The organism is Coprothermobacter sp. (assembly GCA_013824685.1).
Lineage (GTDB): Bacteria > Caldisericota > Caldisericia > Cryosericales > Cryosericaceae > Cryosericum.
Genome location: PNOG01000006.1, coordinates 1 through 24,203 on the forward strand (window position 1 = coordinate 1; position 24,203 = coordinate 24,203).

Annotated in this window: 25 protein-coding genes and 1 pseudogene; 19 read left to right on the forward strand and 7 right to left on the reverse strand. The window is 59.8% G+C overall.

Going from position 1 to position 24,203, the window contains the following annotated elements; translation table 11 throughout:
* The first annotated feature begins 247 nt into the window (after window positions 1-247).
* From C0398_01530 to C0398_01620, 19 genes and pseudogenes are all read left to right on the forward strand, one after another.
* A complete protein-coding gene (locus tag C0398_01530) occupies window positions 248-541 on the forward strand; it encodes an ethanolamine utilization protein EutN (protein ID MBA4364673.1) in 294 nt (97 codons plus the stop codon).
* A 39-nt stretch (window positions 542-580) separates the two neighbouring features.
* Window positions 581-856, forward strand: a pseudogene (locus C0398_01535) (hypothetical protein).
* Window positions 857-1,394: 538 nt separating this feature from the next.
* Window positions 1,395-2,864 carry an ethanolamine utilization protein EutA gene (locus tag C0398_01540; protein MBA4364674.1) on the forward strand — a complete coding sequence of 490 codons (1,470 nt, stop codon included), beginning with the start codon at window positions 1,395-1,397 and terminating at the stop codon, window positions 2,862-2,864.
* Window positions 2,865-2,876: 12 nt separating this feature from the next.
* Entirely contained in the window at window positions 2,877-4,244 is a 1,368-nt protein-coding gene (locus C0398_01545) for an ethanolamine ammonia lyase large subunit (GenBank protein ID MBA4364675.1), read from the forward strand.
* Between the two features lie 15 nt (window positions 4,245-4,259).
* Window positions 4,260-5,126, forward strand: coding sequence for an ethanolamine ammonia-lyase (locus C0398_01550; protein MBA4364676.1), 867 nt, complete (start codon window positions 4,260-4,262; stop codon window positions 5,124-5,126).
* A gap of 165 nt (window positions 5,127-5,291) precedes the next feature.
* On the forward strand, window positions 5,292-5,951 hold the full coding sequence (locus C0398_01555) for an ethanolamine utilization microcompartment protein EutL (GenBank protein MBA4364677.1): 660 nt from the start codon (window positions 5,292-5,294) through the stop codon (window positions 5,949-5,951).
* 89 nt (window positions 5,952-6,040) lie between these two features.
* Window positions 6,041-7,540: an acetaldehyde dehydrogenase gene (locus C0398_01560; GenBank protein ID MBA4364678.1), complete on the forward strand. Its 1,500-nt coding sequence runs from the start codon at window positions 6,041-6,043 to the stop codon at window positions 7,538-7,540.
* Window positions 7,541-7,583: 43 nt separating this feature from the next.
* The gene (locus C0398_01565) at window positions 7,584-7,892 is read left to right on the forward strand and encodes an ethanolamine utilization protein EutM (protein MBA4364679.1); all 309 of its coding nucleotides are present in this window, start codon (window positions 7,584-7,586) and stop codon (window positions 7,890-7,892) included.
* Between the two features lie 149 nt (window positions 7,893-8,041).
* Complete coding sequence (locus C0398_01570) at window positions 8,042-9,217, forward strand: ethanolamine utilization protein EutH (GenBank protein ID MBA4364680.1); 1,176 nt, start codon at window positions 8,042-8,044, stop codon at window positions 9,215-9,217.
* 111 nt (window positions 9,218-9,328) lie between these two features.
* Window positions 9,329-9,613 (forward strand): ethanolamine utilization protein EutM, encoded by a 285-nt coding sequence (locus C0398_01575; protein MBA4364681.1) that lies wholly within the window; start codon window positions 9,329-9,331, stop codon window positions 9,611-9,613.
* A gap of 101 nt (window positions 9,614-9,714) precedes the next feature.
* On the forward strand, window positions 9,715-10,407 hold the full coding sequence (locus C0398_01580) for a hypothetical protein (protein MBA4364682.1): 693 nt from the start codon (window positions 9,715-9,717) through the stop codon (window positions 10,405-10,407).
* 192 nt (window positions 10,408-10,599) lie between these two features.
* Entirely contained in the window at window positions 10,600-11,844 is a 1,245-nt protein-coding gene (locus tag C0398_01585) for a hypothetical protein (GenBank protein MBA4364683.1), read from the forward strand.
* 99 nt (window positions 11,845-11,943) lie between these two features.
* The gene (locus C0398_01590; protein MBA4364684.1) at window positions 11,944-13,332 is read left to right on the forward strand and encodes an ethanolamine ammonia lyase large subunit; all 1,389 of its coding nucleotides are present in this window, start codon (window positions 11,944-11,946) and stop codon (window positions 13,330-13,332) included.
* Between the two features lie 15 nt (window positions 13,333-13,347).
* Window positions 13,348-14,103, forward strand: a complete 756-nt coding sequence (locus C0398_01595) for an ethanolamine ammonia-lyase (GenBank protein MBA4364685.1) — start codon at window positions 13,348-13,350, stop codon at window positions 14,101-14,103.
* A gap of 80 nt (window positions 14,104-14,183) precedes the next feature.
* Window positions 14,184-14,387: a hypothetical protein gene (locus tag C0398_01600; protein MBA4364686.1), complete on the forward strand. Its 204-nt coding sequence runs from the start codon at window positions 14,184-14,186 to the stop codon at window positions 14,385-14,387.
* A 94-nt stretch (window positions 14,388-14,481) separates the two neighbouring features.
* The gene (locus C0398_01605) at window positions 14,482-15,021 is read left to right on the forward strand and encodes an ATP:cob(I)alamin adenosyltransferase (protein ID MBA4364687.1); all 540 of its coding nucleotides are present in this window, start codon (window positions 14,482-14,484) and stop codon (window positions 15,019-15,021) included.
* 65 nt (window positions 15,022-15,086) lie between these two features.
* On the forward strand, window positions 15,087-15,938 hold the full coding sequence (locus C0398_01610) for an ethanolamine utilization protein EutJ (protein MBA4364688.1): 852 nt from the start codon (window positions 15,087-15,089) through the stop codon (window positions 15,936-15,938).
* A gap of 70 nt (window positions 15,939-16,008) precedes the next feature.
* A complete protein-coding gene (locus C0398_01615; GenBank protein MBA4364689.1) occupies window positions 16,009-16,560 on the forward strand; it encodes a propanediol utilization protein in 552 nt (183 codons plus the stop codon).
* On the forward strand, window positions 16,557-17,933 hold the full coding sequence (locus C0398_01620) for an electron transport complex protein RnfC (protein MBA4364690.1): 1,377 nt from the start codon (window positions 16,557-16,559) through the stop codon (window positions 17,931-17,933). The genes C0398_01615 and C0398_01620 overlap by 4 nt, the downstream gene beginning before the upstream one ends.
* A gap of 97 nt (window positions 17,934-18,030) precedes the next feature.
* Here the strand turns inward: C0398_01620 and C0398_01625 are convergent, their stop codons facing one another.
* The 7 genes from C0398_01625 to C0398_01655 form a co-directional block, all read right to left on the reverse strand.
* Window positions 18,031-19,401 carry a CoA-disulfide reductase gene (locus tag C0398_01625; GenBank protein MBA4364691.1) on the reverse strand — a complete coding sequence of 457 codons (1,371 nt, stop codon included), beginning with the start codon at window positions 19,399-19,401 and terminating at the stop codon, window positions 18,031-18,033.
* 27 nt (window positions 19,402-19,428) lie between these two features.
* Window positions 19,429-19,659 carry a hypothetical protein gene (locus tag C0398_01630; GenBank protein MBA4364692.1) on the reverse strand — a complete coding sequence of 77 codons (231 nt, stop codon included), beginning with the start codon at window positions 19,657-19,659 and terminating at the stop codon, window positions 19,429-19,431.
* Between the two features lie 96 nt (window positions 19,660-19,755).
* Window positions 19,756-21,273, reverse strand: coding sequence for a dipeptidase PepV (locus C0398_01635; protein ID MBA4364693.1), 1,518 nt, complete (start codon window positions 21,271-21,273; stop codon window positions 19,756-19,758).
* Entirely contained in the window at window positions 21,221-22,252 is a 1,032-nt protein-coding gene (pta, locus tag C0398_01640; GenBank protein ID MBA4364694.1) for a phosphate acetyltransferase, read from the reverse strand. Before pta ends, C0398_01635 begins: the two co-directional genes overlap by 53 nt.
* A gap of 89 nt (window positions 22,253-22,341) precedes the next feature.
* Entirely contained in the window at window positions 22,342-23,073 is a 732-nt protein-coding gene (locus tag C0398_01645; protein MBA4364695.1) for an adenosylcobinamide-GDP ribazoletransferase, read from the reverse strand.
* Window positions 23,024-23,614 (reverse strand): xylose isomerase, encoded by a 591-nt coding sequence (locus tag C0398_01650; protein MBA4364696.1) that lies wholly within the window; start codon window positions 23,612-23,614, stop codon window positions 23,024-23,026. The genes C0398_01645 and C0398_01650 overlap by 50 nt, the downstream gene beginning before the upstream one ends.
* Window positions 23,611-24,099, reverse strand: coding sequence for a bifunctional adenosylcobinamide kinase/adenosylcobinamide-phosphate guanylyltransferase (locus C0398_01655; protein ID MBA4364697.1), 489 nt, complete (start codon window positions 24,097-24,099; stop codon window positions 23,611-23,613). The genes C0398_01650 and C0398_01655 overlap by 4 nt, the downstream gene beginning before the upstream one ends.
* Window positions 24,100-24,203: the final 104 nt, after the last annotated feature.

A 24,203-nucleotide genomic window follows, 5' to 3' on the forward strand; every position in this document is an offset into this window, starting at 1 on the left:
GACGATTTGACACGTGATAGATTCGTCCTAAACTGCATTTGAAGAACCGGTATCTGGGTCGGAAGTCGAGTATCGATGAGACTTCAGCTGCCGATGCGAAAATGGTCCGCGCGGGGCAGAGGACGAGATGCGCTGGGAAGCCACGTGAGCAACGTGACAACTCAAGGGCGGGATTGTGTTATCTGCCGGCAGGTAGTTCAGCGTAGTCTGGTGCAACGTACAATGAAGTGCTAGGAGGACTGGAACCATGATAATAGCGCGCGTTGTTGGTTCGGCCGTTGCGACAGTCAAAGCAGACAAACTGTCTGCCCGAAAGCTCCTTGTCGTTCAAGAAGCGACAGTGCACGATGAACTGATGGACCGCACTCCGTTTGTCGCCGTGGACGCAGTAGGCGCGGGTGAGGGTGAGCTTGTCCTCGTCGCCGTTGGCAGTGGAGGCCGGTTCACGGCACTCACTGATGGAGCTCCTGCAGATGCGACGATCGTGGGGATCCTCGATTCTCTCGAGGTCGACGGTCGCGACACCTTCCACAAATCGTGATAGGTCTTAGGGCCACCTGTGTAGCAGGGAGTCGAGTCCATGCCTGAGAACGAGAAGCTGACAGCACTCGGCATGATCGAAACCAGGGGGCTTGTCGGCGCCATTGAAGCAGCTGACGTCATGGTCAAGTCAGCCAATGTACGCCTCATCGGCAAAGGATACTCTGGAGATGGTCTGGTTACTGTCGTCGTGCGTGGTGATGTGGGCGCCGTGAAGGCTGCCACCGACGCAGGAGCAGCAGCAGCCCGACGCGTGGGCGAGATCGTATCCATCCACGTGATTGCGCGCCCCGACAGAGACACCGACATGATCATCGGCAACATGAGCAGGAATCTTGGCCTGCCGGCCGGCGAGGGAGCGTCTCCCGCGCCGGGTGAGGTTTCTGTGCCCGTGGCACGTGAGGCAAAAGCAGCCCGGCTGTTGGAATCGAACGTACCGGTGGCTCCTGTGTTTTCGGACACCGCTTCTGACGCTGCGATTGGACTTGCTGAGGTACGACTCGCAACTCCTGTCATCCGGGTTCCAGAAATACCCATCGTAAGACCCCTCATTCCTGTCGGGCTTCCAGGCGTGCCTCCTGGGGTGACACGCGAGACGCCGGTGCGACGCCTGAATCTGAACACGGCGAGCGCCGAGCAGCTGGACACGTTGCCGGGCGTTGGCCCTGCACTGGCCGAACGCATCGTCGAGTTCCGTACACAGCAGGGGCTATTCAACTCGGTCGAGGAACTCAAGAAGGTCCAGGGGGCGAAAAGAACTCTTGTGACCTCGCTCAAAGACCACCTGTACGTCGACAAGAAGAACGCTCCCAGAAAGAACAGCCGGAAGTCGGAAAAGTAGCGGAGGCAGAGTAATGGCATCAGTCGAACTCATCAGCGTGGGAATAGATATCGGGACCACGACCACGCAGATTGTCATCTCGAAGTTGCTGGTCGCCGAGACAGCGACACTCAGCAGGATGCCGCAGGCAAGGTATGGCCCGGCCCGCAAGCCGAGAGCGCAAGTGGCCAAGAAGGACGTCTTGTATCAGAGTGCTGTCCACTTCACTCCCATCAACCACGACGGGCTCGTGGACGTTGATGAGCTCGAGAAGATCTTGTGGGCAGACTACAAGGAAGCAGGGTTCACGCCGGACCAGATCGACACCGGCGCCGTCATTATCACTGGGGAGGCAGCCAAGAGTCGGAACGCAGAGAGGGTCCTGAACATCGTGGCGCCGCTGGCAGGCGACTTCGTATCGACTGTCGCGGGTCCCAGCCTTGAAGCTCACCTTGCAGGGCGAGGGTCAGGCGCTGCCGCATGGACGTCCGAGCATTTTGCGTGGGGCACGAACGTCGACATCGGCGGTGGCACGACCAACATCGCGGTCTTTCACCAGGGAGACCTGATGGACACGGTGGTGCTTTCCATTGGTGGGCGCCATATCCAGGTCGATCAGGCGTCTGGTGTCGTCAAGCATATCACCAGGAGCGGCCAGAAGATGCTGAACCATCTCGACATCGGCCTGAAGGTGGGTGATGTTGCTTCCATGGAAGTGCTGCGGAAGGTAGCACGCCTGATGACCGACCTCATTGTCGAGGTGCTGTCCGGACAGGTGTCACAGATGGCGCGTGACCTTATGGAGACGGCTCCTTTGTCGCGTCCGGTCATCGACACGACGATCTTCTTCTCCGGCGGTGTGGCAGACTTCTTCTATGACACGAAGCCGATCAGGACGATCCAGGATGTTGCAGTATACGGCGACATCGGACCCCTGATGGGCGAGGAACTGCGGAATCATCCGCGCGTGAAGGAGTGGACTGTCCTCAAGCCTCTCCACACCGAGCGCGCCACCGTTATGGGTGCAAGCCACGAGACGATCACGTTGAGTGGCATGACCATATGGGTTGCCCCCAAGGAGCTGCCCATGCGTAATGTCCCGGTCGTCCGGCCGATGTTCGACGGCATTCCCGACGAGCAGGCGCTGACCAGGGCGATTTTGGACGGGTACAGTCGCTGGGACCTCGACCCTGCAAAGGATCGAGTCGCTCTCGCCGTCGACCTATCCGGAGTGGACTGCTATGACGACCTGAAGAAGCTGGGGCGCGGCATCGAGGCGTTTGCCAGCAAGCACATTTCGCCGAGTATTCCACTGATTCTGGTGACAGAGCGCGACCTGGGCAAGGCATTGGGACAGGTCGTAAGCGCCGGGTTACCCCAGTTCAAGGTGCTCTCGATCGATGAGGTCACGTTGACAGAAGGGGACTATATCGACATTGGTCAATCGATGCTGGGAGATCGTCTTGTTTCTCTTTCGGTGAAGACACTTATCTTCTCAATGTGACAAGGAGGAAACATGGCATTCCGTACCAAACTGTTCGGCATCACGTACGACTTCAAGGACGTCAAGGAAGTCCTGGCGAAGGCGAACGAACAGAAGTCCGGCGATGAAGCAGCGGGTGTTGCTGCCAAGAGTGTAGCGGAACGTATCGCGGCCAAGACTGTTCTGGCCGAGATCCCGATGTGGGTGCTGCGCGCCGAGCCGGTTGTTCCTTACGAAGACGACGAAATTACGCGTGCCATCGACGATGGTCTCGATCTCGTTGCCTACGAGAAGATCAAGAACAAAACCGCAGGTGAAATGCGGGCCTGGATCCTCGACGAGAACACGACGTCCGAGGACATCGCCGCCATCAGCAAGGGCCTCACCGGCGAAATGGCTGCGGCTGTTGCCAAGCTTTGCTCCAGCCTCGACCTGATTGTCGGTGGCAAGAAGATGCCGTGTGTCGTGCACAACGTGTGCACCATGGGTCTTCCTGGCCGCATGGGCGCGCGCCTTCAGCCCAACCATCCAACGGACGATCTCGACGCCATCCGGGCCGAAATCTATGATGGTCTTGCATTCGCCATCGGCGACCAGGTCATCGGCATCAACCCAGCCATCGACCAGGTCGAGAACCTTATGAAGATGTACGACATGATGTGGGACATCAAGCAGAAGTGGAACATCCCCGCATCCAACTGCATTCTCGGCCACGTGACCACCCAGATGGAGTGCCTGAAGAAGGGCGCCAAGGTCGGTCAGGTGTTCCAGAGCATCGCAGGGACCCAGGCAGCCCTCGAGTCCTTTGGTGTCGAGGTGGGTATGCTCGATGAGGCCAATGAGCTGGCAAAGAAGTTCTGCTACTCCGAAGGCCCCAACTATATGTACTTCGAGACAGGCGAGGGCACCGAGCTGTCCGCCTACGCCAACAACGATGCAGACCAGCTGACGCTCGAGGCCCGCAAGCATGCGCTTGCCCGCCGCTACAGCCCCATCGGCGTCAACTCCGTCGTCGGCTTCATCGGACCAGAATACCTGTACAACTCTGACGAGATTATGCGCGCAGGCATTGAAGACCACTTCTGCGGCAAGCTGCTGGGCATCCCGCTCGGGCTGGACAACTGCTACACCAACCACGTCCGTGCCGACCAGAACACCAACGAGTTCCTGATGGTCCTCGATGCTGTTGCAGGGTGCAATTACCACATGGGCGTTTCCATGGGAGACGATGTCATGCTGAGCTATCAGTGCGCGAGCTACCACGATACAGCTTCTCTCTGGAGCGCAATGGGCACTCGCCCGGCTCCCGAATGGGAGAAGTGGGCCGAGGAACTTGGACTGCTCAAGAATGGCAAGCTGACCGATAAGGCCGGCGATCCGTCGTTCTTCCTGAAGCGGTAGGAGAGGAGAGTAGAAATGGCTGCATACGAGCTGTATAAGGGTACACAGAAGCAGGCAGATATCGAGGCACGGCGCGCCGAAGGCGCCAAGTTCGGAGTCGAAGTGGAAGACGTTACCACTGTTGAGAAGCGCCATACTGTCGGCGTCGATCATCCTGTGGATCTCGAGGGCTGCAAGGCTCTCATGCATGCGACCGATCAACGCGTCTGCGTTGGCCGCAACGGCCCCCGTCCGAAGCTGAACACTTACTTCCAGATGAGAGCCGACCACGGTGCCACACAGGACTCTCTGAAGTACAGTGTTCCAGATGAGGTCATCAAGGCGCTGGGTCTCCTGCACGTCGGGGAGACCGCTACCAATGGCCTGCTCGAGACCTATCTTCGCCTGCCGCCGCTCGGCCGCAAGCTCAGCGACGAGGCGAAGGCCGTCGTGCTCGAGAAGTGCGTCAAGAACCCGACCGTCCAGTTCGTCGTCAGCAACGGCCTCAGTGGCTATGCCATCGAGCGCTATGCCGGTGACGTTCTCAAGAGCATGACCGACGGCCTCAAGGCTGCCGGTATCGCAGTTGGCACCTCGATCTACGTGAACCGCGCCCGCGTCGGCATCATGAACGATTTTGGCACTCTGTTGAATGCCGATGTGGTCGTCGTCCTGATCGGCGAGCGTCCTGGTCTCATCATCTCTGACGCTTTGTCCATCTACATGGGCTACAAGCCTCGCTGGGAGCCGCTCACGACTGATGGCAACCGCGACAACATCTGCATGATCTCGAAGAAGGGCAAGAACCCCATTGAAGCAGCCGCCGAAGCGGTCGCTCTCATCAAGGACTATCTGCAGTACAAGACCAGCGGCGTCGAACTCGCCACTGCGAAGAGAGGCTAAGTACAGTAGCAATCGCCGGCCTCCGGGAGCGACGTCACGATCCTGGAGCAAGACCTGGAGGCCGGTTGGTGGAATCCGTTGACGGGCCCGTGGCCAGCCATCGGACTGTCCCGGGAAACCGGAGAACGAGGTATCAAAAAGGAGTAGAATGACATGGCTCTAGAGATGGAACGGACCCTGAAGCCAGAAATCCTGTCGGTGCGGCTCATTGCCAATGTGCACCCCGACATGGCGAAGTCTCTGGAACTTCTCCCTGGGGAGAAGAGTCTGGCACTGTTCACCTGCAACATCGATGATCCGCTGTATATCGGCGGAGACGAAGCCACCAAGAAGGCAGATGTGCGTGTGGCGTACTGTCGTTCGCACTTTGCCGGCGGTTCGTATCCGTCAGGACCTCTGTCGGGCGAAGCCATGCTTCTGCTGGCCGCTCCGAACCCTGCCGAGGCGACTGCGGGAATCAACGCTGTCCTTGAGTTTGTCGACGCGCTGCGGTATTCGACGGTCACGCTTCCTGTCCAGGTTGCGCCGTTGATGGTCTGGCTGGCCTACACGATCTCGCGGTCTGGGACATACCTGTCCAAGGAAGCTGGAGTTGCCCCCGGGACTCCTATCGCATACATCACTGCACCGCCCCTTGAGGGCCACTATGCGATGGAGCGGTCCCTGAAGGCAGCCGACGTAGCAGTTGGCTCATTCACCAGGCTCAGTGAGACCAACTACCACGGTGCACTCCTGTATGGCACTCAGAGCGCCTGCCGCGCGGCTTGCCGTGCGTTCGACGAAGCAGTTCTGTCTGTGGCACGGGATCCGCTGGCTTTCCAGTAGAGTGTTCTGCGACTCGCACGACGTATTCCCTGATAGGCGCTCCGGTCTGATGCTGGATCGGGGCGGAGAACTGTAAGAGGAGGCAGAACATGCCCGAAGAACTCGACCGCGACCTGCTGTCTATTCAAGAAGCCAGGAATCTGGTCAAGCAGGCTCAGGTCGCACAGGAAGCATTTGTTCACTTCAACCAGTACCAGGTGGACGTCGTCTGTGCATCGATGGCCGAGGCTGCGTACGAGCAGGCTGAACGGCTCGGCCGCATGGCAGTCGAAGAGACGCACATGGGTGTTGCTGAACACAAGACCATCAAGAACCAGTTCGCCTCGCGCGACCTCTGGATGTCCATCAAGGACGTCCGGACCGAAGGTGTCATCAGACGCGATGAAGCCAACAAGATCATCGAGATTGCCTGGCCCTTTGGTGTCATAGCAGGCTTGGTCCCAACGACGAACCCGACATCTACCGTCATTTTCAAGTCCCTGATCGCCGTCAAGGCGCGCAATGCAATCGTGTTTGCTCCCCATCCCGGCGCCCCGAAGTGCTCGGCTGAGACTGCGCGCGTTCTGGCTGAGGCTGCCGAGGCAGCTGGAGCTCCCAAGGGTCTTATCAGCTGTATGACGTACGTCAGTATGGAAGGGACACAGGAACTGCTCAAGCAGAAAGCTGTCCGATTGATTATTGCAACCGGTGGCGAAGCCATGGTCGAGTATGCTCACAGTGTGGGCAAGCCGGCTCTTGGCGTCGGTCCCGGGAACGTCCCGGTCTATGTCGACCGTAGTGCAGACGTCGAAAAGGCGGCTCGCGACATCGTCAACAGCGTCAACTTCGACTACGCGGTCATCTGCGCCCATGAGGGAGCAGTCATTGCCGACACTCCGATTGCCGATCAGTTGGCGAAGGCCATGGAACGCAACGGGGCGTATTTTCTCACTGATGAACAAGCCGACAAGCTGGGCAAGGCCATGTTCCGCCCAAACGGACTCATGCAGTCCGACTTCGTCGGACGCTCCCCGCAGGTACTGGCCAGGCAGTCCGGCTTCGAGGTCCCTGACGAGGCCCGCATTCTGGTCGCCCGGCTCAAGGAAGTCGGTCCCAAGGTTCCGCTGTCACGCGAGAAGCTGGCCCCTGTGGTCGTCTTCTATGTCGAAGACGGGTGGCACTCTGGTTGTGAGGCTTGCATGGAGATGCTTGAGTTTGGCGGAAAAGGACACACCATGGGGCTCCACTGCACCGAGGAGGACATCATCATGCAGTTCGGGCTGCAGAAGCCCGCGTTTCGCATCATTGTCAATGGCTCCACGACCATGGGAGCGATCGGAGCCACAACGAACTTGCCACCATCGCTCACACTGGCGACCGGTGGCATGGGTGGCGGCATCAGCAGCGACAATATCACGGTCCATCACCTGATGAACGTGAAGCGCGTCGCGTATGAGGTGCGTCCGTTCAATCCCCCAATTGTGTATGACCGTAAACCGGTGACGGTGCCGGCAGCTCCTGCGTCGGCTCCGGCTGACAAGCAGTCGCCGTCGGACATTGAGAACCTGGTGCGCAAGGTCGTCCGCGAAGAACTGTCTCATAAAGGGTAATGGCCGTGCCTCAACCCTGGCAAAATGAACGGCGGAGGTCAACATGGCAGAGAAGATGATTGCTCTGGGACTGGTCGAAACCAAAGGACTGGTCGGCGCTATCGAGGCGGCTGACGTCATGGTCAAGGCGGCGAACGTGAAACTTGTCGGCGCAGAGTACAAGGAGATCGGTGGGGGCTACGTTACCGTCATGGTACGTGGCGACGTCGGGGCCGTCAAGGCTGCGACAGACGCAGGAGCTGCGGCAGCGCAGCGGGTCGGGACGCTTGTCTCGGTCCATGTGATTCCGCGTCCTGCCGGCGACACCGAGATGCTGGTGCCCAAGCCAGCTTCAGACGACACAACCTTGTAATGACCGCCGTGTTCACCACACTACAGTTAGAGAGGAGGCAGTGGTTCGGAAGGGCACGACATGGTCTTTGTGTTAGACGTTGTGGAAGAGTGATTGTATGCAGGTTCACCACAGCACCATACTCTAATTCTAAGGAAGGGGTGTAACAAATGGCTGCAATTAGCAAAACTGTACTTTGGATCATGAGTATCTTCGCAGTTCTCGGTGTCATCGACAGGATCATCAAGTACTGGGCTCCCGATGCCAAGATTCCCCTCATTGACGGATTCGGCGCAGAGATGGAGAACGGTTTCAACGCAATGGGCCCTCTGGCACTGGCCATGGTCGGAATCATCGCACTGACCCCCGTTCTTGCCGGCTGGCTGATGCCGGTTGTCGGTCCGGTCTTCACGGCTCTTGGCTCCAAGACTGCCATGTTTGCCGGCACGCTGCTGGCCATCGACATGGGCGCTACGCCTCTTGGACTTCAGCTTGCGAAGGCCGCCGGCGACCCTGAGTGGGTCGGCTACTTCGGCGGTCTGCTGCTTGGTTCCGTCTTCGGCGTCAACATCGTCTTCAACATTCCCGTCGGCCTTGGCATCATTAAGGCCAAGGACCGCAAGTACATGGGACTCGGCATCCTTGCCGGTATCATCATGGCGCCCTTTGGTGCCCTGCTGCAGAGCGTTCTGGCCGGCAACCCTTTCGGACCGTCTCTTACGTACCTTGTCCCGGTCTTCATCGTTGCCGCTCTGATCGCCGCCGGTCTTTTGTTTGCGCGTGAGGCAATGGTCAAGGGATTCATCATTTTTGGCAAGTTCATCAGCAGCTTCATCCTCGTCGGCCTCGGCCTCGTCATCTTCCAGACCCAGACCGGCGTCACGATTCTCCCTGGCATGGCCCCCACGTTCTCTCACTGGGATCCTGCAGCCGGCGCAATGGTTATGGAAGGTCTCGAAATCATCGGCGCCATCGCGCTTGCTCTTGCTGGTGCTTATCCGCTCGTCAAGTTCCTGACCACGGTTCTTGGTAAGCCACTTGGTGCCCTTGGCAAGATGCTCGGCATGGACAGCATCGGCGCAGCCGGTCTCGTGGCGACGCTGGCCAACAACATTCCCATGTGGGGCATGTTCAAGGATATGACCCCTCGTGGCAAAGTCATCAATGCTGCATTCCAGGTTGCTGCTGCATTCGCTCTTGCTGACCACCTTGGATTCACGGCCGCCAACGCGCCGCAGTTTATTGGACCGATGATCATCGGCAAGGTGTTCGCCGGTATCCTCGGTATCGTCATCGCTACGCTGGTTGCTCCCAAAGCAGACTATCGCGAACCAGAAGCGGCCTAAGACCTTATAGGAACGTGTCCGCCGCATCCGCACGTGCACGTGCGGATGCGGCAAGAACCAGGAGTTTCTTAATTTTCTCTTAGAGGAGAGTCATCTATGGCAGATCCAGGCATGATTGCACTTGGCATGATTGAAACCAAAGGACTGGTCGGAGCCATCGAAGCCGCCGATGCTATGGTCAAGGCGGCAAACGTCAAGCTGATCGGTCAGGAGCGAGTTGGCTCCGGGCTTGTTACGGTAATGGTGCGTGGTGACGTCGGAGCCGTCAAGGCTGCTACTGACGCTGGCGCAGCCGCCGCGCAGCGGGTCGGGGAGCTCGTTTCGGTTCACGTCATCCCTCGACCGGCCAGTGACACGGAGATGTTGCTGCCGAAACGACCGGCCGATGCTGAGTAGCTGGTGTCCAACCTCAGCCGGGTCGTCAGGCCTCAGACCATCACGCGTGATGGGAATGAGCTTGGCACTGCGGCCGATACATTAGGGAGGTAGAACTCGATATGGAGAAGCGCATCATTTCCAAGTTCGACATTGAAAACCTCAAGTCCAGTGGACAGACGGTCCTTCGGCTTGAGCCGGGAGACACCCTGACTCCATTGGCGCGCGACACCGCAATGGAGCTCGGCATCAAGATCCAGGACTCCCGCGAGCCCATCGTTCACGCCAGCGCACCTGTCCCTGTGGCGGCGCCCAGCGACGACAAGCTCGAGGCGATTGTCAAGGCTGTCCTCGAGCGTATGGGGACTGGCGCCCAGCCTCAGGTGTGCGCTCCGTGCGCAACGCCGAAGGCTTATGGCTCACGCCCTGGACAGCTGAAGTTTGCGAAACTGCCCAAGGACTGCGACATGCCCACGCTCGAGCTTCGCGACGCTGCTGGAGTCCTGCGGAATCCTCCAGAGATCGACTTCCGGCTTGTGGACGTGATCACCCTTGACGATGCCGCCAGTATCTCGGGTGGCTTCATGTCGTGGCACAAGGGCCCGGGCTTCAGCTGGACCCTGAACTACGACGAGATTGACTATGTTGTCGAAGGCCGCATGGAGATTACCTGCGAAGCAAAGACCATCTATGCAGATCCTGGTGACACGGTATTCATTCCCAAGGGTTCCTCGGTTCACTGGAATACGCCGACCTGGGTCAAAGTCTACTACGTTACGTTCCCGTCCAACTGGGCGGATCAGATCAGCATCTAGGCAGCGGGGTACGGTTTGCCGCGTGACATGAGACGGCCGAGGAGGGCGCCCCAAAGGCGCCCCGCGCCACGGCCGTCTCATAGCAGCGAGGCATAACGTGCAGGGAGGCGAGGGCTGGTTCGGAGAAGGTGAGCCAATCCTCGCTATGTTGAACGACACTGTCACAACCAATCGAAGCGAAAGGGGAACAGCATGAAGCAAGTCGCCAGGATCATCTCCGTCGTACTGCTTGTCGCACTGCTCGTCTCGTCGTTTGCCGGTGTTGCCATGGCAGCTGGCGTTCCGTCTGGAACGTATACCGGCTACACACCGTACAACTGGATCTACTCAGACTGGTTCATCAAGAAGTACGGCCCCACGCACCCAGTAGCCGTCTATGACTGGGACAACACGTGCATCTACAATGACATCATGGAAACGATGTTCCGCTTCCAGATGTTCAACCTGCAGTACGCGATGGACAAGGAAGCCTTCAACGCCATCATCCCCGAGGCTGCGGGCAAAACGCTCAAGGACACCAACGTCCTCAAACTGTCTGCCGACTACGGCAACGTTGTCCTCGCCGATCTTGCTGCCGACCTCGAAGCCGACTATGCCTTCCTGTACGACAACTACATCGGCGCGAAGAAGATGACGCTGGATGAGATCAAGGCCACGTCCGAGTACAAGGACTTCGTCGTCAAGCTGCCGTTCATGTATGACGGGCTGACTGACACTCCTGAGATCGCCGCCGAGTATTCTTACCCCTGGGTGTGCTTCCTCTGTGAAGGCATGACCAAGTCCGAAGTACAGAAACTAGCTGTCATTGCATTGAATGATGCGCTCGTTCGCAAGAGCGAGAAGATCACACTGAAAGCCCCGATGGATCTGACGCGGAAGGCCAGCGTCGCTTCATATACATACAAGGCAGGCATCCGCCTTGCACAGGGCATCATCGATATGATATCGAAGCAGCGGGCTACCGGCTGGGAGCTGTGGGTTGTCACGGCGTCGTTCGAGCCTGTCATCCAGGCAGTTGCAGCCATCAACGGATACGGCTTCCCCGAAGACCGGGTCATCGGCGTACGCCTCCAGACTGACGCCTCCGGAAAGTACCTCGCGAAGCTGAGCGAAGAGCCCGGCTACGAACTGACACAGCGCATGGGCAAGGCCACGGTCATCCGCAACTTCATCAAGAAGGCGCCTCTGTTCGTCGCTGGGGACAGTGACGGCGACTTCGAGATGATGACACAGTTTCCAGAGACCAAGCTCATCTACCTTGTCAATCGCCTGAAGGGTGGCGACATCGGAACGCTGTACAAGGAGGCTCTTCCCGGCATGGCGAAGCCTGGCCGCGTTGTGCTTCTGCAGGGTCGCAACGAGAACACCGGGTTGTGGCGTCCGTTCCAGGAGACCATCAAACTTGGCAAGACCGCTCCAAGTCCGGTCGTACCGTAGGAAACGTACAGAGAAGGGCAGAAGCAGCACCTGCGTGGCGACCTCGAACGGTGAGGGCTACGGTAAACGACTGTCGACATAGAGTCTCAGGAGGAATACATGAATCTCACGACAACACTGCAAGGGCAGATGTACAGCTTCAAGTCCGTGAAGGATGTCCTTGCCAAGTCTGCAGAGAAGCGTTCGGGCGATGAGCTGATCGGCGTTGCCGCTCAGTCGGAGCGCGAGCGTATCGCCGCCAAGTGGGTGGTCGCGAATCTGACGCTGAAGGACATTTTCGAGAACCCCGTTCTGCCGTATGAGACGGACGAGGTCACGCGCGTTATCATCAACGACACGAACAAGGCTGTGTACAACAAGATCAAGGGATGGACCGTCGCCGATCTGCGCGGCTACCTGCTTGACCAGAAGACCACCAACGAGGACATCCAGCGCGTTCGTGTCGGTCTGACTTCCGAGATGATCTCGGCGGTCATCCGTCTCATGTCCGTCATGGACCTCGTCGTGGCGTCCAAGAAGATCTACAACGTGACGACAGCCAACACGACCATCGGTTTGCCCGGGACTCTGTCCTACCGCAACCAGCCAAACCATCCGACGGACGATATCGACGGCATCCGTGCCTCGATTCTCGACGGTCTGTCATATGGTGCCGGAGACGTAGTCATCGGCATCAACCCTGTCGACCCCACACCCGACACGCTCGTTCGCATCCTCGAGATGACGTATGAGCTCATCGAGAAGTGGCAGATCCCCACCCAGAACTCGGCACTGGGACACATTACTGGCCAGATGGAAGCTGCCAAGCGTGGCGCGCACATCGGCCTGTTCTTCCAGAGTATCGCAGGGTGCGAACCAGCCAACAAGGGCTTCGGCATCGACCTCAAGATGATGGAAGAGGCGTGGGCGCTGGCCCGTGAGTACTCCTTCTGCGCCGGCCCCAACGTCATGTACTTCGAGACCGGTCAGGGCTCCGAGATGTCCGTCGGCCTTGACTTCGGCTGCGACGAGCAGACGCTGGAGTCCCGAACGTACGGGTATGGCCGTCACTTCCGCCCGTTCTGCGTCAACAACGTCACAGGGTTCATCGGACCGGAGACCCATCTGGACACGTTCCAGATCGCCTATGGCACCCTTGAAGATCTGTTCGCCGGCAAGATGCATGGATTCCCAATGGGCATGGCTCCCTGCTATGTCAACCACGTCGACATGAACCACAACGGTCAGGAAATGGCCAACTTGCTGGCCGCAGCAGCCGGCGCTGTCTACTACATGGGTGTTCCCATGGGCGATGACGTCATGCTGAGCTACCAGGATACGACCAACCATGATGACGTCTCGATGCGCGAGATCTTCGACCGACGCCCGGCTCCTGAGTTTGAGCGCTGGATGGAACGGATGGGCCTGCTGAAGAATGGCAAGCTCACTGACAGAGCTGGCGACGCGTCCATCTTCTCGGCCGAGCCGTCTGACATTTTCCTCTGGTAGGCACAGGAGGCTACAATGGGTGAACTCAAAGAATTTGGACATCGCGAACTAGGCGTCAAGAACCCGTACAACCGTGAAGCACTGGAAGCCATGATGGAGGCTACTCCTGCGCGCATTGCCACTGGTCGCGTGGGTTCCAGGCCGCCTGTCGAGGCGTGGCTTTCATTCCGTCTGGACGAAGCTTCGGCGAAGGATGCCATCTGGTCTAGGATCTCGGACGAGTTCCTGACTGAGCACGGTGTCGGACTCCGCACGTCGACGATCTGCACCGACAAGCACGACTACCTTGGCCACCCGGAGAAGGGAGGCATCCTTACCAAGGAAGCAGAGGAAGCCATCCTTACCCACTGCACCAAGGGGGCACAGATTCAGGTGTTCATCAGCGAAGGACTATCGTCGTCTGCCGTCATGGAGAACCTGCCCGACCTTCTGCCGGCACTGAAGCACGGGTTCGAGACTGTCGGACTGACGTTCGGGACGCCATTCTACGTGGAAAACGGCCGCGTTCGCCTGCTGAACGACGTTTGCCGCGTCCTGCAGCCTGAAGTGGCGATCATGCTCATTGGTGAGCGGCCTGGCCTGGTGACGCAGACAAGCCTCAGCGCCTATATGGCCTACAAGGCCAAGATGACGGATACCGATGGCGAGAGGAACTGCATCTCCAACATCTATCGCCTGGGTCTCAACCCCATGGAAGCAGCAGCAGCCATCGTTGACATTGCCAAGCGCATGCTGGACCAGAAGGTCAGCGGCGTCGCACTGAAACTGTAGAACCAGGCACACTATGCTGCGGGCGAGTGCAGTTCGCCCCCAGGTTCCCGTGGGCCGTGGCCCCGGCGAGGAGACGCTGTATGCGAATTGTCACCGAAGCAGAACTACGAAGCAAGATACGCAGGCCGGAGGTAGGCATCATCCTGAGCTTCCCGGTCGGCACCCGCTTCTCTCCGTCTGCCACAGATTTCATCAAGCAGTGGCGCATGGAGATCCGTTTCGAAGAGTCGGCTGGAGAGAACGTTGCATGTGTCCCTCCTCGCCCACCTGCCTCGTTTACATAGGCAGGAGACTACGACAACACGATGCATCGACAGGCGGGAGTCACTTCGCTTGTGAGTGAGCCCGCCTGTCGAGCAGAAAAGAGGAGGTAATCCTATGAAACCGAATATTGGTGCCGGGGACAAAGGGACGACAGCCCTGCTGTTTGGGCGGCGCGTCTCCAAGGCAAGCCCCCAGCCTGAAGCATATGGAACCGTCGACGAGCTGAACTCAACTCTTGGCCTGGCGAAGTCTCTGTGCCGGCAGGAGTATTCCAGGGGGATCATCGACGACATCCAGAAGGATCTGGGCATTGTCGCAGCCGAGATTGCGACCGAACCAGAGCGCCATGCGGAGCTCGGCAAGCACGGCTGGATCGTGTCAGACGAGATGGTGAAGAAGCTGGAAGGGTATATCGAGGACATTGAGCACAAGGTCACGATGCCGAACAAGTTCATCATTCCGGGAGCCACCACGGGCGCGGCTGCCATCGACGTGGCCAGGGCGATTGTACGCCGGGCGGAACGACGCGTCGTCAGCCTCATGGAAACCGGCGATCTGCAGAATCAGAACGTGGCCGCATACCTCAACAGGGTGTCGGACGTTCTGTTCGCACTGGCGCGGTTCGAAGAGGCGGAAACGGTGGGTGGCGTATGAGCACGCTCTCAAAAGTCAAGGAGCGGAGGCTGGTCGTCCCCACGCTTGCCACGGAGGCCGGGAAGATCAACCCGAGGCTGCAAGAGGTGCTGGACGAGGCAGACCGTGTGATCCTCTACGAGGGAACAGCGGCGTCTCACGTCTCGTACAAGGGAGAGATGCATGTCGGTGTAGACCTCGGAACCGCGTATACCGTCCTGGTGGTCCTCGACGAGAGCATGACGCCCATCGCCGGCGCATATCAGTTTGCGCAGGTGGTCCGGGAAGGCGTCGTCTTCGACTATATTGGTGCAATCAGCATCGTCAAGAAGCTGAAGATACAGGTCGAGGAGAGGCTTGGCAGGAAGATAGAGTCTGCGGCGACCGCATATCCGCCGGGAGTTCCCCTGGCAGAGGTGAGGGCGACCGGGAACGTCCTGCGGGGCGCAGGAATCGAGTGCTCGCGCCTGGTCGACGAAGCGACCGCCGCAAGCACGGTCCTGCAGATCGACAGTGGTGTGGTTGTCGATGTAGGCGGCGGGACGACCAAGCTGGCCGTCATCGAGGACGGCAAGGTCGTGTATACTGCAGACGAGCCGACGGGAGGAACGCACTTCACGCTGGTCGTCGCCGGTGCGATGCACATCCCCTTCATGGATGCGGAGGCACTGAAAACCAATGCAGCAGAGCAGGCGACGCTGTTCCCCGCGGTGAAGGCGGTCATGGAGAAGGTTGCCACCATCGTTGCAAGGCATGTCACATCATACGGTCCGAAACGCATCTATCTATGCGGTGGTTCGGCCCGTTTCCCTGGGATGGCCCAGGTCATCGAGGACGTCACGGGGATCGAGACGGTCATCCCGGGCGAGCCGTTGTTTGTGACACCGATCGGCATCGCGATGAACAACGTCGCGGGAGAAATGGCACCGTTGAGATAGGGAGAGCCCAAGGCTGTTGATTTGTCTCCGAATGAATGGTATGACGTGAGCTCAGTGGGAGGTAGGGACAATGGTTGAGAAAGCGATTGGCTTCATTGAGACGGACAGCGTCGCGGCTGGGATCGAGGCAGCCGACGCGGCAGTCAAGACGGCTTCAGTCGAGCTCCTTGAGGCGCGTTCGATCTGTCCCGGGAAGTTCATGGTCCTGTTCCGTGGCGACACCAGCCAGGTCAGCAACGCCCTCCGCTCAGGCATCAAGACCGCAGGCGCTACCGTCGTCGACACCCTGTTCCTGCCAAACGCCCATCCGGCGATATTCACCGCCCTGGATCTCAGTTCGGAGACCACGAACGGGGCAGCCCTGGGCATCATCGAGACGGTGACTGCTGCGTCATGCATCGTGGCATCGGATGCCGCCGCGAAGGCCGCCGACGTCAACCTGCTGGAATTGCGTCTTGCCAATGGCCTTGGAGGCAAGAGCTTCCTGCTCATGGAGGGTGAGGTCGCCGACGTCGAAACTGCGGTCGCGGCTGGTTCTCTACGACCTACCGAAGACGGTCTGCTTGTCCGGAAGACTGTTATCACGCAGCTTGCCGGTCAGGTGAGGGAAAAGATCGTATGACTTCCGAGGAAATCATACAGCGCGTCCGGGCGGCCGGTGTCGTAGGTGCGGGTGGCGCAGGATTTCCGACGCACGTCAAGCTCGCTGCCAGGAACATTGACACCGTCATTGCCAATGGAGCTGAGTGCGAGCCAATGCTGCGGTGTGACCAGCAGCTCATGGCAGCTCATCCAGAGCTTGTCATCCGCGGGATGCGCCTGGTGATGCAGGCAGTTGGGGCCGGCCGTGGGTTGATCGCGGTCAAGGAGCACTATGCAAGTGCCGTGAAGGCCCTGCAGGCAGAGCTGGACCGCCAGAAGGACGCCGACGATGCACGGGCATGGCCAGTGAGCCTCTACATCATCGAGCGCAGTGTGTATCCGGCAGGTGACGAGTTCTGCCTGGTCTACGAGGTGACAGGGAGGCTCATTCCCGAGGCGGGGCTTCCTCTGAACGTCGGCTGTGTGGTGCAGAATGTCGGGACGCTTGCCAACATTGCGCTGGCCGTGGATGAAGGTGTTCCGGTGACCCACCGGTACGTGACCGTCAACGGTGAGGTCAAGTCACCCCGGACCATCAACGTGCCTCTTGGCATGTCGTTCGACAAGGTCATCGAATGTGCCGGCGGCTATACGCGCAGTGAAAGCGAGCTGAAGGTCGTGGTCGGAGGGCCTATGACGGGGCATATCGTGAAAGACCTGAAGGCGGAGACGATTGCCAAGACGACGGGAGGCATCCTGGTCCTCCCCACAGACAACGAGGTCGTCCGGTTCATGTCTCGATCCCTCGACCTGTGGACCAAACGAGGGAAGGCCAGCTGTGACCAGTGCCGTGACTGCACGGTCCTGTGCCCACGGCACCTGCTCGGCCATGATTTCAGCCCTCACGAGATCATGCGCGCAGGGGCCTATGGCATCAACGTTAAGAACAGCGTCCTGACGGGTGCAGTCATGTGCTGCGAATGCAGACTGTGTGAGGCGTACTCATGTCCGCTGGAGCTTTCGCCCATGCAGTTCTACCAGAAGATGAAGCGCGAACTGGCAGCCGCCGGGTGGAAGAACGAGGTGCACCACCGTGCTGATCTGTCGCCCGACGACTTCCGCGAGGGGCGCCTTGTGCCCACGGAGCGCCTTGTCGCCCGCCTCGGCGTCGGCACCTACCACACGTGGCCGGTCGCATGGGACGAGTCCGAGGTCCGCGCCGACCGTGTCGCCATCAGCCTCAAGCAGCACATCGGCGTGCCGGCTCAGCCAGTCGTCGTCGAGGGCGACATGGTGAGCATCGGCCAGCTCATCGCCGCTCCTCCGGAAGGGAAGCTGGGAGCCAGCATTCATGCCTCCATTGCCGGCAGGGTTTCCAGCGTAGGTGACAAGGAGATTGTCATCGAAGGTTGAAGGCCCGGAAAACGCCAGAGCTCTCTTGATAAGCAACCGCCCGACGGCGCAAGAAGCTGTCGGGCGGTTTTCTCGTTCGGAGGGAGCCTGCCTCGCGTCAGGAGTCTTTGGAGATCAGGTGAGCCTTGGCCACAGATCCTGCCACATTGACTGGATCTCGTGCCGAGCTGAACGGCGGCGAGTAGCATAGCTGCAGGTTGTCCAGATCACCCACGTGGGCGCCGAAATAGATTGCCGTCGCGATGATATCGATGCGCTTGGCGATCCCGTCACGTCCTGCAGCCTGTGCTCCAAGCACCCGGCCGTCAGACCCGTACAGGAGTTTCAGATGGATGGGGAAGGCGCCGGGATAGTACTCTGCATGGCTCATGGGATGGATCAGGATCGAGTTGAAGGGGATGTTCCTGCGCTGCAGCTGCGCGGAATTGGCCCCCGTCGAGGCGCAGGAAATGTCGAAGACCTTCAGAACCGAACTGCCTTGTGTTCCCGGATACTGCTCGCTCCAGCCACCACCGACTCCGGCAATGTTGGCAGCTGCAATGCGAGCCTGCTGATGAGCGGGACCGGCGAGCGGTATCGCCATTGCCGCTCCTGAGACGGTGTGCGTGACTTCGATGGCGTCGCCAACTGCATAGATGTCCGGGTCTGATGTCCGCAGGCTGGGTGAAACCGCAATACCTCCCGAATCGCCAATCGCGAGACCGGCGTCTCGTGCGATACGTGAGAGTGGGCGGACGCCGACGGCCACGACGACGAAATCCGCATCGATGCTACCCCCGCCCGCCAGGACAACTGTCTGTCCACCACCAGCGCGGGCACTGAAACGCTCAACATGCTGTCCCAGGCGAACGGAGATGCCATGTTTCTCCAGCTCTTGCTGAGTGTAGACTGCGATGTCCGGGTCCACAAAGGAGATCGTCTGGGCGGCCTCCTCGACGATCGTGGCGTTGAGCCCCCGTTTGCGCAGAGCTTCGGCCATCACACAGCCGACATAGCCACCCCCGAGGATGACGGCGGAACGCGCTCCACCTTGGACCAGTGCTGCGATCCTGTCCATATGCGGGATCGACCACATTGGTATGACGTTCTCTCCATCGATGCCGGGAATCTGGGGCCAGACAGGCTCTGCGCCCATGGCAAGGACGAGCTTGTCGTAGTGTTCAATACTCCGTGCGTCTGTAGCAGCGTTGTGGACAGTGATCGTGTGCGCAGAGGCATCGATGCCGACGACCTCGCTCTGGAGGCGGACATCGATGCCATGCTTGGAACGAAGGGAGTCGGCTGTCTCGACAAAGAGCGCAGATCGGTCCGCGATGGTTCCCTCAAGATAGTACAGCAGGCCGCAGTTTGCATAGGAGACGTACTGGCCGCGCTCGAACACGACAACTTCTACATCGGGACGCAGGCGGCGGAGACGCGTCGCGACGCTTGCCCCGCCCGCATTGCCTCCAACGATCAGCACTCTCATGGCATGATCCCTCCTGGTTGCTGTTTCCTACTGCTTCGGCTTTCGGGTGCGTTCCGTCCCAATGCCAAAGTAGCCCGTCAGCCCGACGACGAAGAGAACAGCGGCTGCAAACCACCGGATGAAGATGACTTCGTGTGTAGTGAACATAATCAGCCCCCAGACTATCGCCATAGCCATAAGGCCGAGGTTGAGGCGCCGGCTTCTACTCTTGCGCTCTGCCGGGGTCATAATATGTTTCTTCGAAGGTTCGGTTTTCATGATACTCCTTAGTGGATGGTGTCAATCCTGTGGGAAGTATACCACGGTACGCTGGTTCGGAAACTGTCCTCGTATTGCCAGCGGGTTCTGACCATGTCAGCGTCCGGCTGCCTGGGCCCCGCCGGTGAGCAGGTCGACCATAGCCGACGCATAGATGCGGGTGGCGACAAGCAGGTCATCCAGCTCGATGTACTCGTCTGGTCCGTGTTCGGTCGCGGGATGCCCCGAGAACTCCGGGCCGAATGACACCGCTTCCGGGATCAGACGAGCATAGGTGCCTCCTCCGATGCTGATGCAGCGTGGTGTGGCGTGTGTATGCTCATGGTATGCCTTTCCGAGAGTTGCGATGAGAGGAGACGAGGGGTCCACATAATGCGGGGGCGTGTCATCCAGGATGGTCAGGGCGGACGCCATGGCCGTGATGGACGGTCCGAGGACCGATAAGACCGACGTCCTCGACGAGGTGACAGGGTAGCGGATGTCGATGTCCAGCGTGCCGACGCCTCCTTCCCACGTGAGGACTCCCAGGTTGACAGTCAGGCTTCCAGACACGTCATCGTGGAGATCCACTCCCAACCCGTGACCTGTCCAGCCCGTCCCGACCGTGCGCGCAAGGAACTGCAGCATGGGAAGGCCTTCCAGAATGCCGGCGGTGTCCAGCACCATGAGGAGCTTTCCGATGGCGTTGTGCCCTTTTCCGGGTGTGGATGCGTGGGCCGGCGTGCCATCCACAGATACGTCGATACGGCCCTTGCCTGCCGTCGTCCTGACCGTGAACCCATCCTCCTCGTCGCACCCGTGGAGAACGTTGAGCAGGGCATCTGTCCCGTGTGGAGGAGTGGATATGACGGCCTCGGCGTGTGCCGGCACCGTATTTGTCCGGTTACCGCCTGTTGCGGACTGAAGCATACCGTTGGCGTCCTGGCTGCTGGACAGCCGGACCGCCAGGATGCCTTTCTCACTGTTGACGATCGGGAAGTCGCCGTCGGGACTGAACCCCGATGACGGCAGCGAGTGCCGACTGCGGTAGATCTCCATGTCCTGCCAGGCGCACTCCTCGTCGGTGCCGAACATGAGAAGGATTGCATTCTTCGGTTCCACCCCCGATGCAGCAAGTGCGGCGCGCGCTGCAGCGAGTGCGAAGACCGTTGCGACAGCCGGGCCCTTGTCGTCCACGGCTCCGCGACCGTAGAGACGCCCGTCCCGGATGGTCGCTGCAAATGGGGGCAAAGTCCATCCGTCGCCTGCGGGGACAACGTCGAGGTGGGTGAGCACGGCATACTCGGTGCCCGATGTGTTTCCAAACCGAGCCCTGCCGACGACGCCCTCGACGTTCTCACCGGGGAAGCCCATCCAGTTCGTGATGTCGAGCACGTAGCGGAGGGCTCGTGCGATGTCAACGCCGAAGGGAGCATCAGGGGAAACCGTGGCCGCGTCCTTGACCGACGGGATGGCCAGTGCGCCTGCTATCGCGGACATCATAGCCTTTTCGTGGTCGAGGAGGTAGTGCTCGATGGTTTCTTTCAAGGGCAGCTCCAGGTGAAAGATGGAACGTACTGTGTTAGCTTGGGTGCGGGGCGCAGGTCCCGCATGAAGCCGCGGCCTGCCTTGCATCTTCCTGCGTATTCAGCAGTGCGATGGCGCAAACGTTGACGATGTCTTCGGCGCTGCAGCCTCGTGAGAGATCGTTTGCCGACCTCGCCAGTCCCTGGGAAACCGGACCGACAGCCTCAGCTCCAGCAAGCCGCTGGACAAGCTTGTACCCGATGTTCGCGGCATTGAGCTCAGGGAAGATGAAGCAGTTTGCCTTCCCTGCAACAACGCTCCATGGAGCCTTCTGGCGCGCAACCGATGGGACAAGGGACGCATCGAACTGCAGTTCCCCATCAATGGCAAGATCCGGTCTCCTTGCCCGTACCAGCTTGGTTGCCTGTACGACCTTGTCCACCATTTCGTGCGAGGCAGAGCCTTTGGTGCTGAAGCTCAGCATGGCAACAGCAGGCTCGATGTTTGTCAGCTTCTGGAACGTCGAGGCGGTCGCAACGGCGATGTCGGCAAGCTGTTCAGCGGTAGGATCCGGGACGATGGCGCAGTCTCCGAACCCAAACAGCCGCCCGTCCGGCATGACCATCAGGAACATCGACGAGACGGTCTTGTTGCCGGGCGCGGTGCCGACGATCTGCAGGGCAGGACGCAGCATATCGCCCGTCGAGTGGACGGCGCCCGTGACCAGTGCATCCACTGCTCCTGTGGCGAGCATGCAGGTCGCGTGGTAGATAGGGTCCACAGCGAGCTGGGCAGCCTGCTCTGCTGTCATGCCCTTGGCTTTGCGCTTCTCGAGGATGAGAGCGGCGTAGTCATGGAGTCTGGGGGACGTCGACGGGTCAACGATCTCGATGCCCGCAAGGCTGACGCCATTGGACTCCGCGTGAGACCGAATGGAAGCGCCGTTGCCGACCAGGACCACACGGGCCATGTCCAGACGCACCATGATGGCCGCTGCCTGCTGATTGCGCTCCTCGTCACCCTCTGGCAACACAACGGTCTTGTGGAGTCTTGCCGCCCTGCTGCGAATCGACTCAAGGATGTTCATGCGACCTCCCGTAGGATATAGCAATTACCAATTCTAGCACTGAGCTGACTTCTGCCAAGACCCGGCACGACGACCATCCCTGGTCGAGCCTAGCCCAGCAGCAGGTTTGCGATGAGGACAAACAGCTGGCCCAGCAGGCAGGCGGCTCCCAGGACGTCACCGGTATAGCCCCCGATCTTGTGGCGCGCGGCGATACTCATCAACAACCCTGTCAGGACGGCCACGCCCATGGACACGGCCCAGCGCAGAGGGTCGAGGAAAGCCAGCGGCGCAGCCAGCACGGCACTTACGACGGTGGCCGAGTGCTCGTACGGCGACATGAGCGCCCCCAGGCCGCCCGGCTTGGCAGGCGGTGTCACCGCAAGGAGGACGTTCATGGCGAAGCGCCCGCACACGCTCATGAAGAGAAGCGACGTCGGCGCCGATGAACGAAAGGCCAGGTAGAACGCCAGGCAGTAGAAGAACGAGAAGAAAACGGCGAAGGGACCGGTGTCGCCCTTGGACATGATTTCCAGGCACTTCTCACGTCCCGCCTGATTGAGGAAGCCGTCGAACGTGTCGAGCAGCCCGTCGAAGTGGAAGAGGTCGAACACGTAGAACCCCACGACGATTGCCAGTACGGCGCCCAGATCGCCCGGGACGAACCGGCGCCCCGCCCAGTACAAGAGTCCGGCGACATAGCCGACCAGGGTGAAGTAGCGGGCGATGTGCTTGACGGTTCCCTTGCCGCCGAACGGCAGACGGCTGAGAAACGAGAAGGCAAGTCGCGGCTCATCCAGCACGGCAGGCCTCCCAGGTACGCAGGCTGGTCGTGAGGGCATCAAGGTCGAACACCTCAAAGGTCAGCAGGGTCTGGTCATTGACCCATGGCAGGATGACCGTGGCCGTCGCAGGGTCAAGCGCAAGATGGTCCTTTCCGCCCTGCACCCCCATCGCATGGACCTCGACGACGCGAGGCTTCCACTCGTCAGGGAAGCGCTTGCCAAGGAGGTGGTGCCCGACGTCGAACACCATGCGCTCGTAGGGCTCGACGACGTCCTTGAGGTTCTCGAGAGCGATCCGCTCGCCCCAGGCGTAGTCACTCCAGTGTGCCATCGGGTGCAGGACATAGTTCAGAGCTGGGAATCCGTGACTCTCAAAGAAGCGGTACGCATCCCATGCCTGTGCGGCGTCCGAGAACGGAAGGTGCACCGCGTACTGGAGGTCAAGCTTGAGCAGCTCAGGAAGCTCGCGTTCGAGCGTAGACCGTGTATCCTGGTCCCAGCTCGCCACCAGGAGTTCCTCATAGTCGACCAGCCCCTGTGCAAGGCGGGCGTTTTCCAGCCACGTGCCAGGGACCAGCCAGGAGGTGCACCCGATCATTTCAGGACGAGAGGCAGACCTGCGACCATGAAGATGACCTGGTCCGCGCGTTGTGCCAGAGCGGCGTTGAGTCGCCCGAGCTCTTCCACGTACAGCCGGGTCGATGCGTCCATCGGGATGATACCCATGCCGACCTCGTTGGTCACGAAGACCTCGTTGCCCGATACGGAGGCCAGCAGCTCATCCTTCATCGCCGTAAGGTCTCGCTGGTAGTGCATCAGGTTGCCGAGCCATGTCGTCATACAGTCGACAAGCACCACGTCATAGGATGCGCAGCGGCGAAGGACGGTGGGGACTTCGACAGGCTCTTCAATGGTCTCGAACAGCGACCCGCGCTCTTCCCTGTGTCGCTTGATCCGGGCGCGCATCTCGTCGTCGAATGGTTCGGCGGTCGCGACGAATGCCCGGCGCGTGCCGCGCTCGAGCGCGATACGCATCGCGTACGTGCTCTTGCCAGACCTCTCGCCGCCAGTGATGAGGATCATTGCTCAGACCCGGTGATGATGGGGCTCACGGATCGCGCGGCCCTGCATCATGGCCATGTTCGCGGCAATCCCTTCACGGAGCCAGAAGCTGCTCTCTGGTTTGG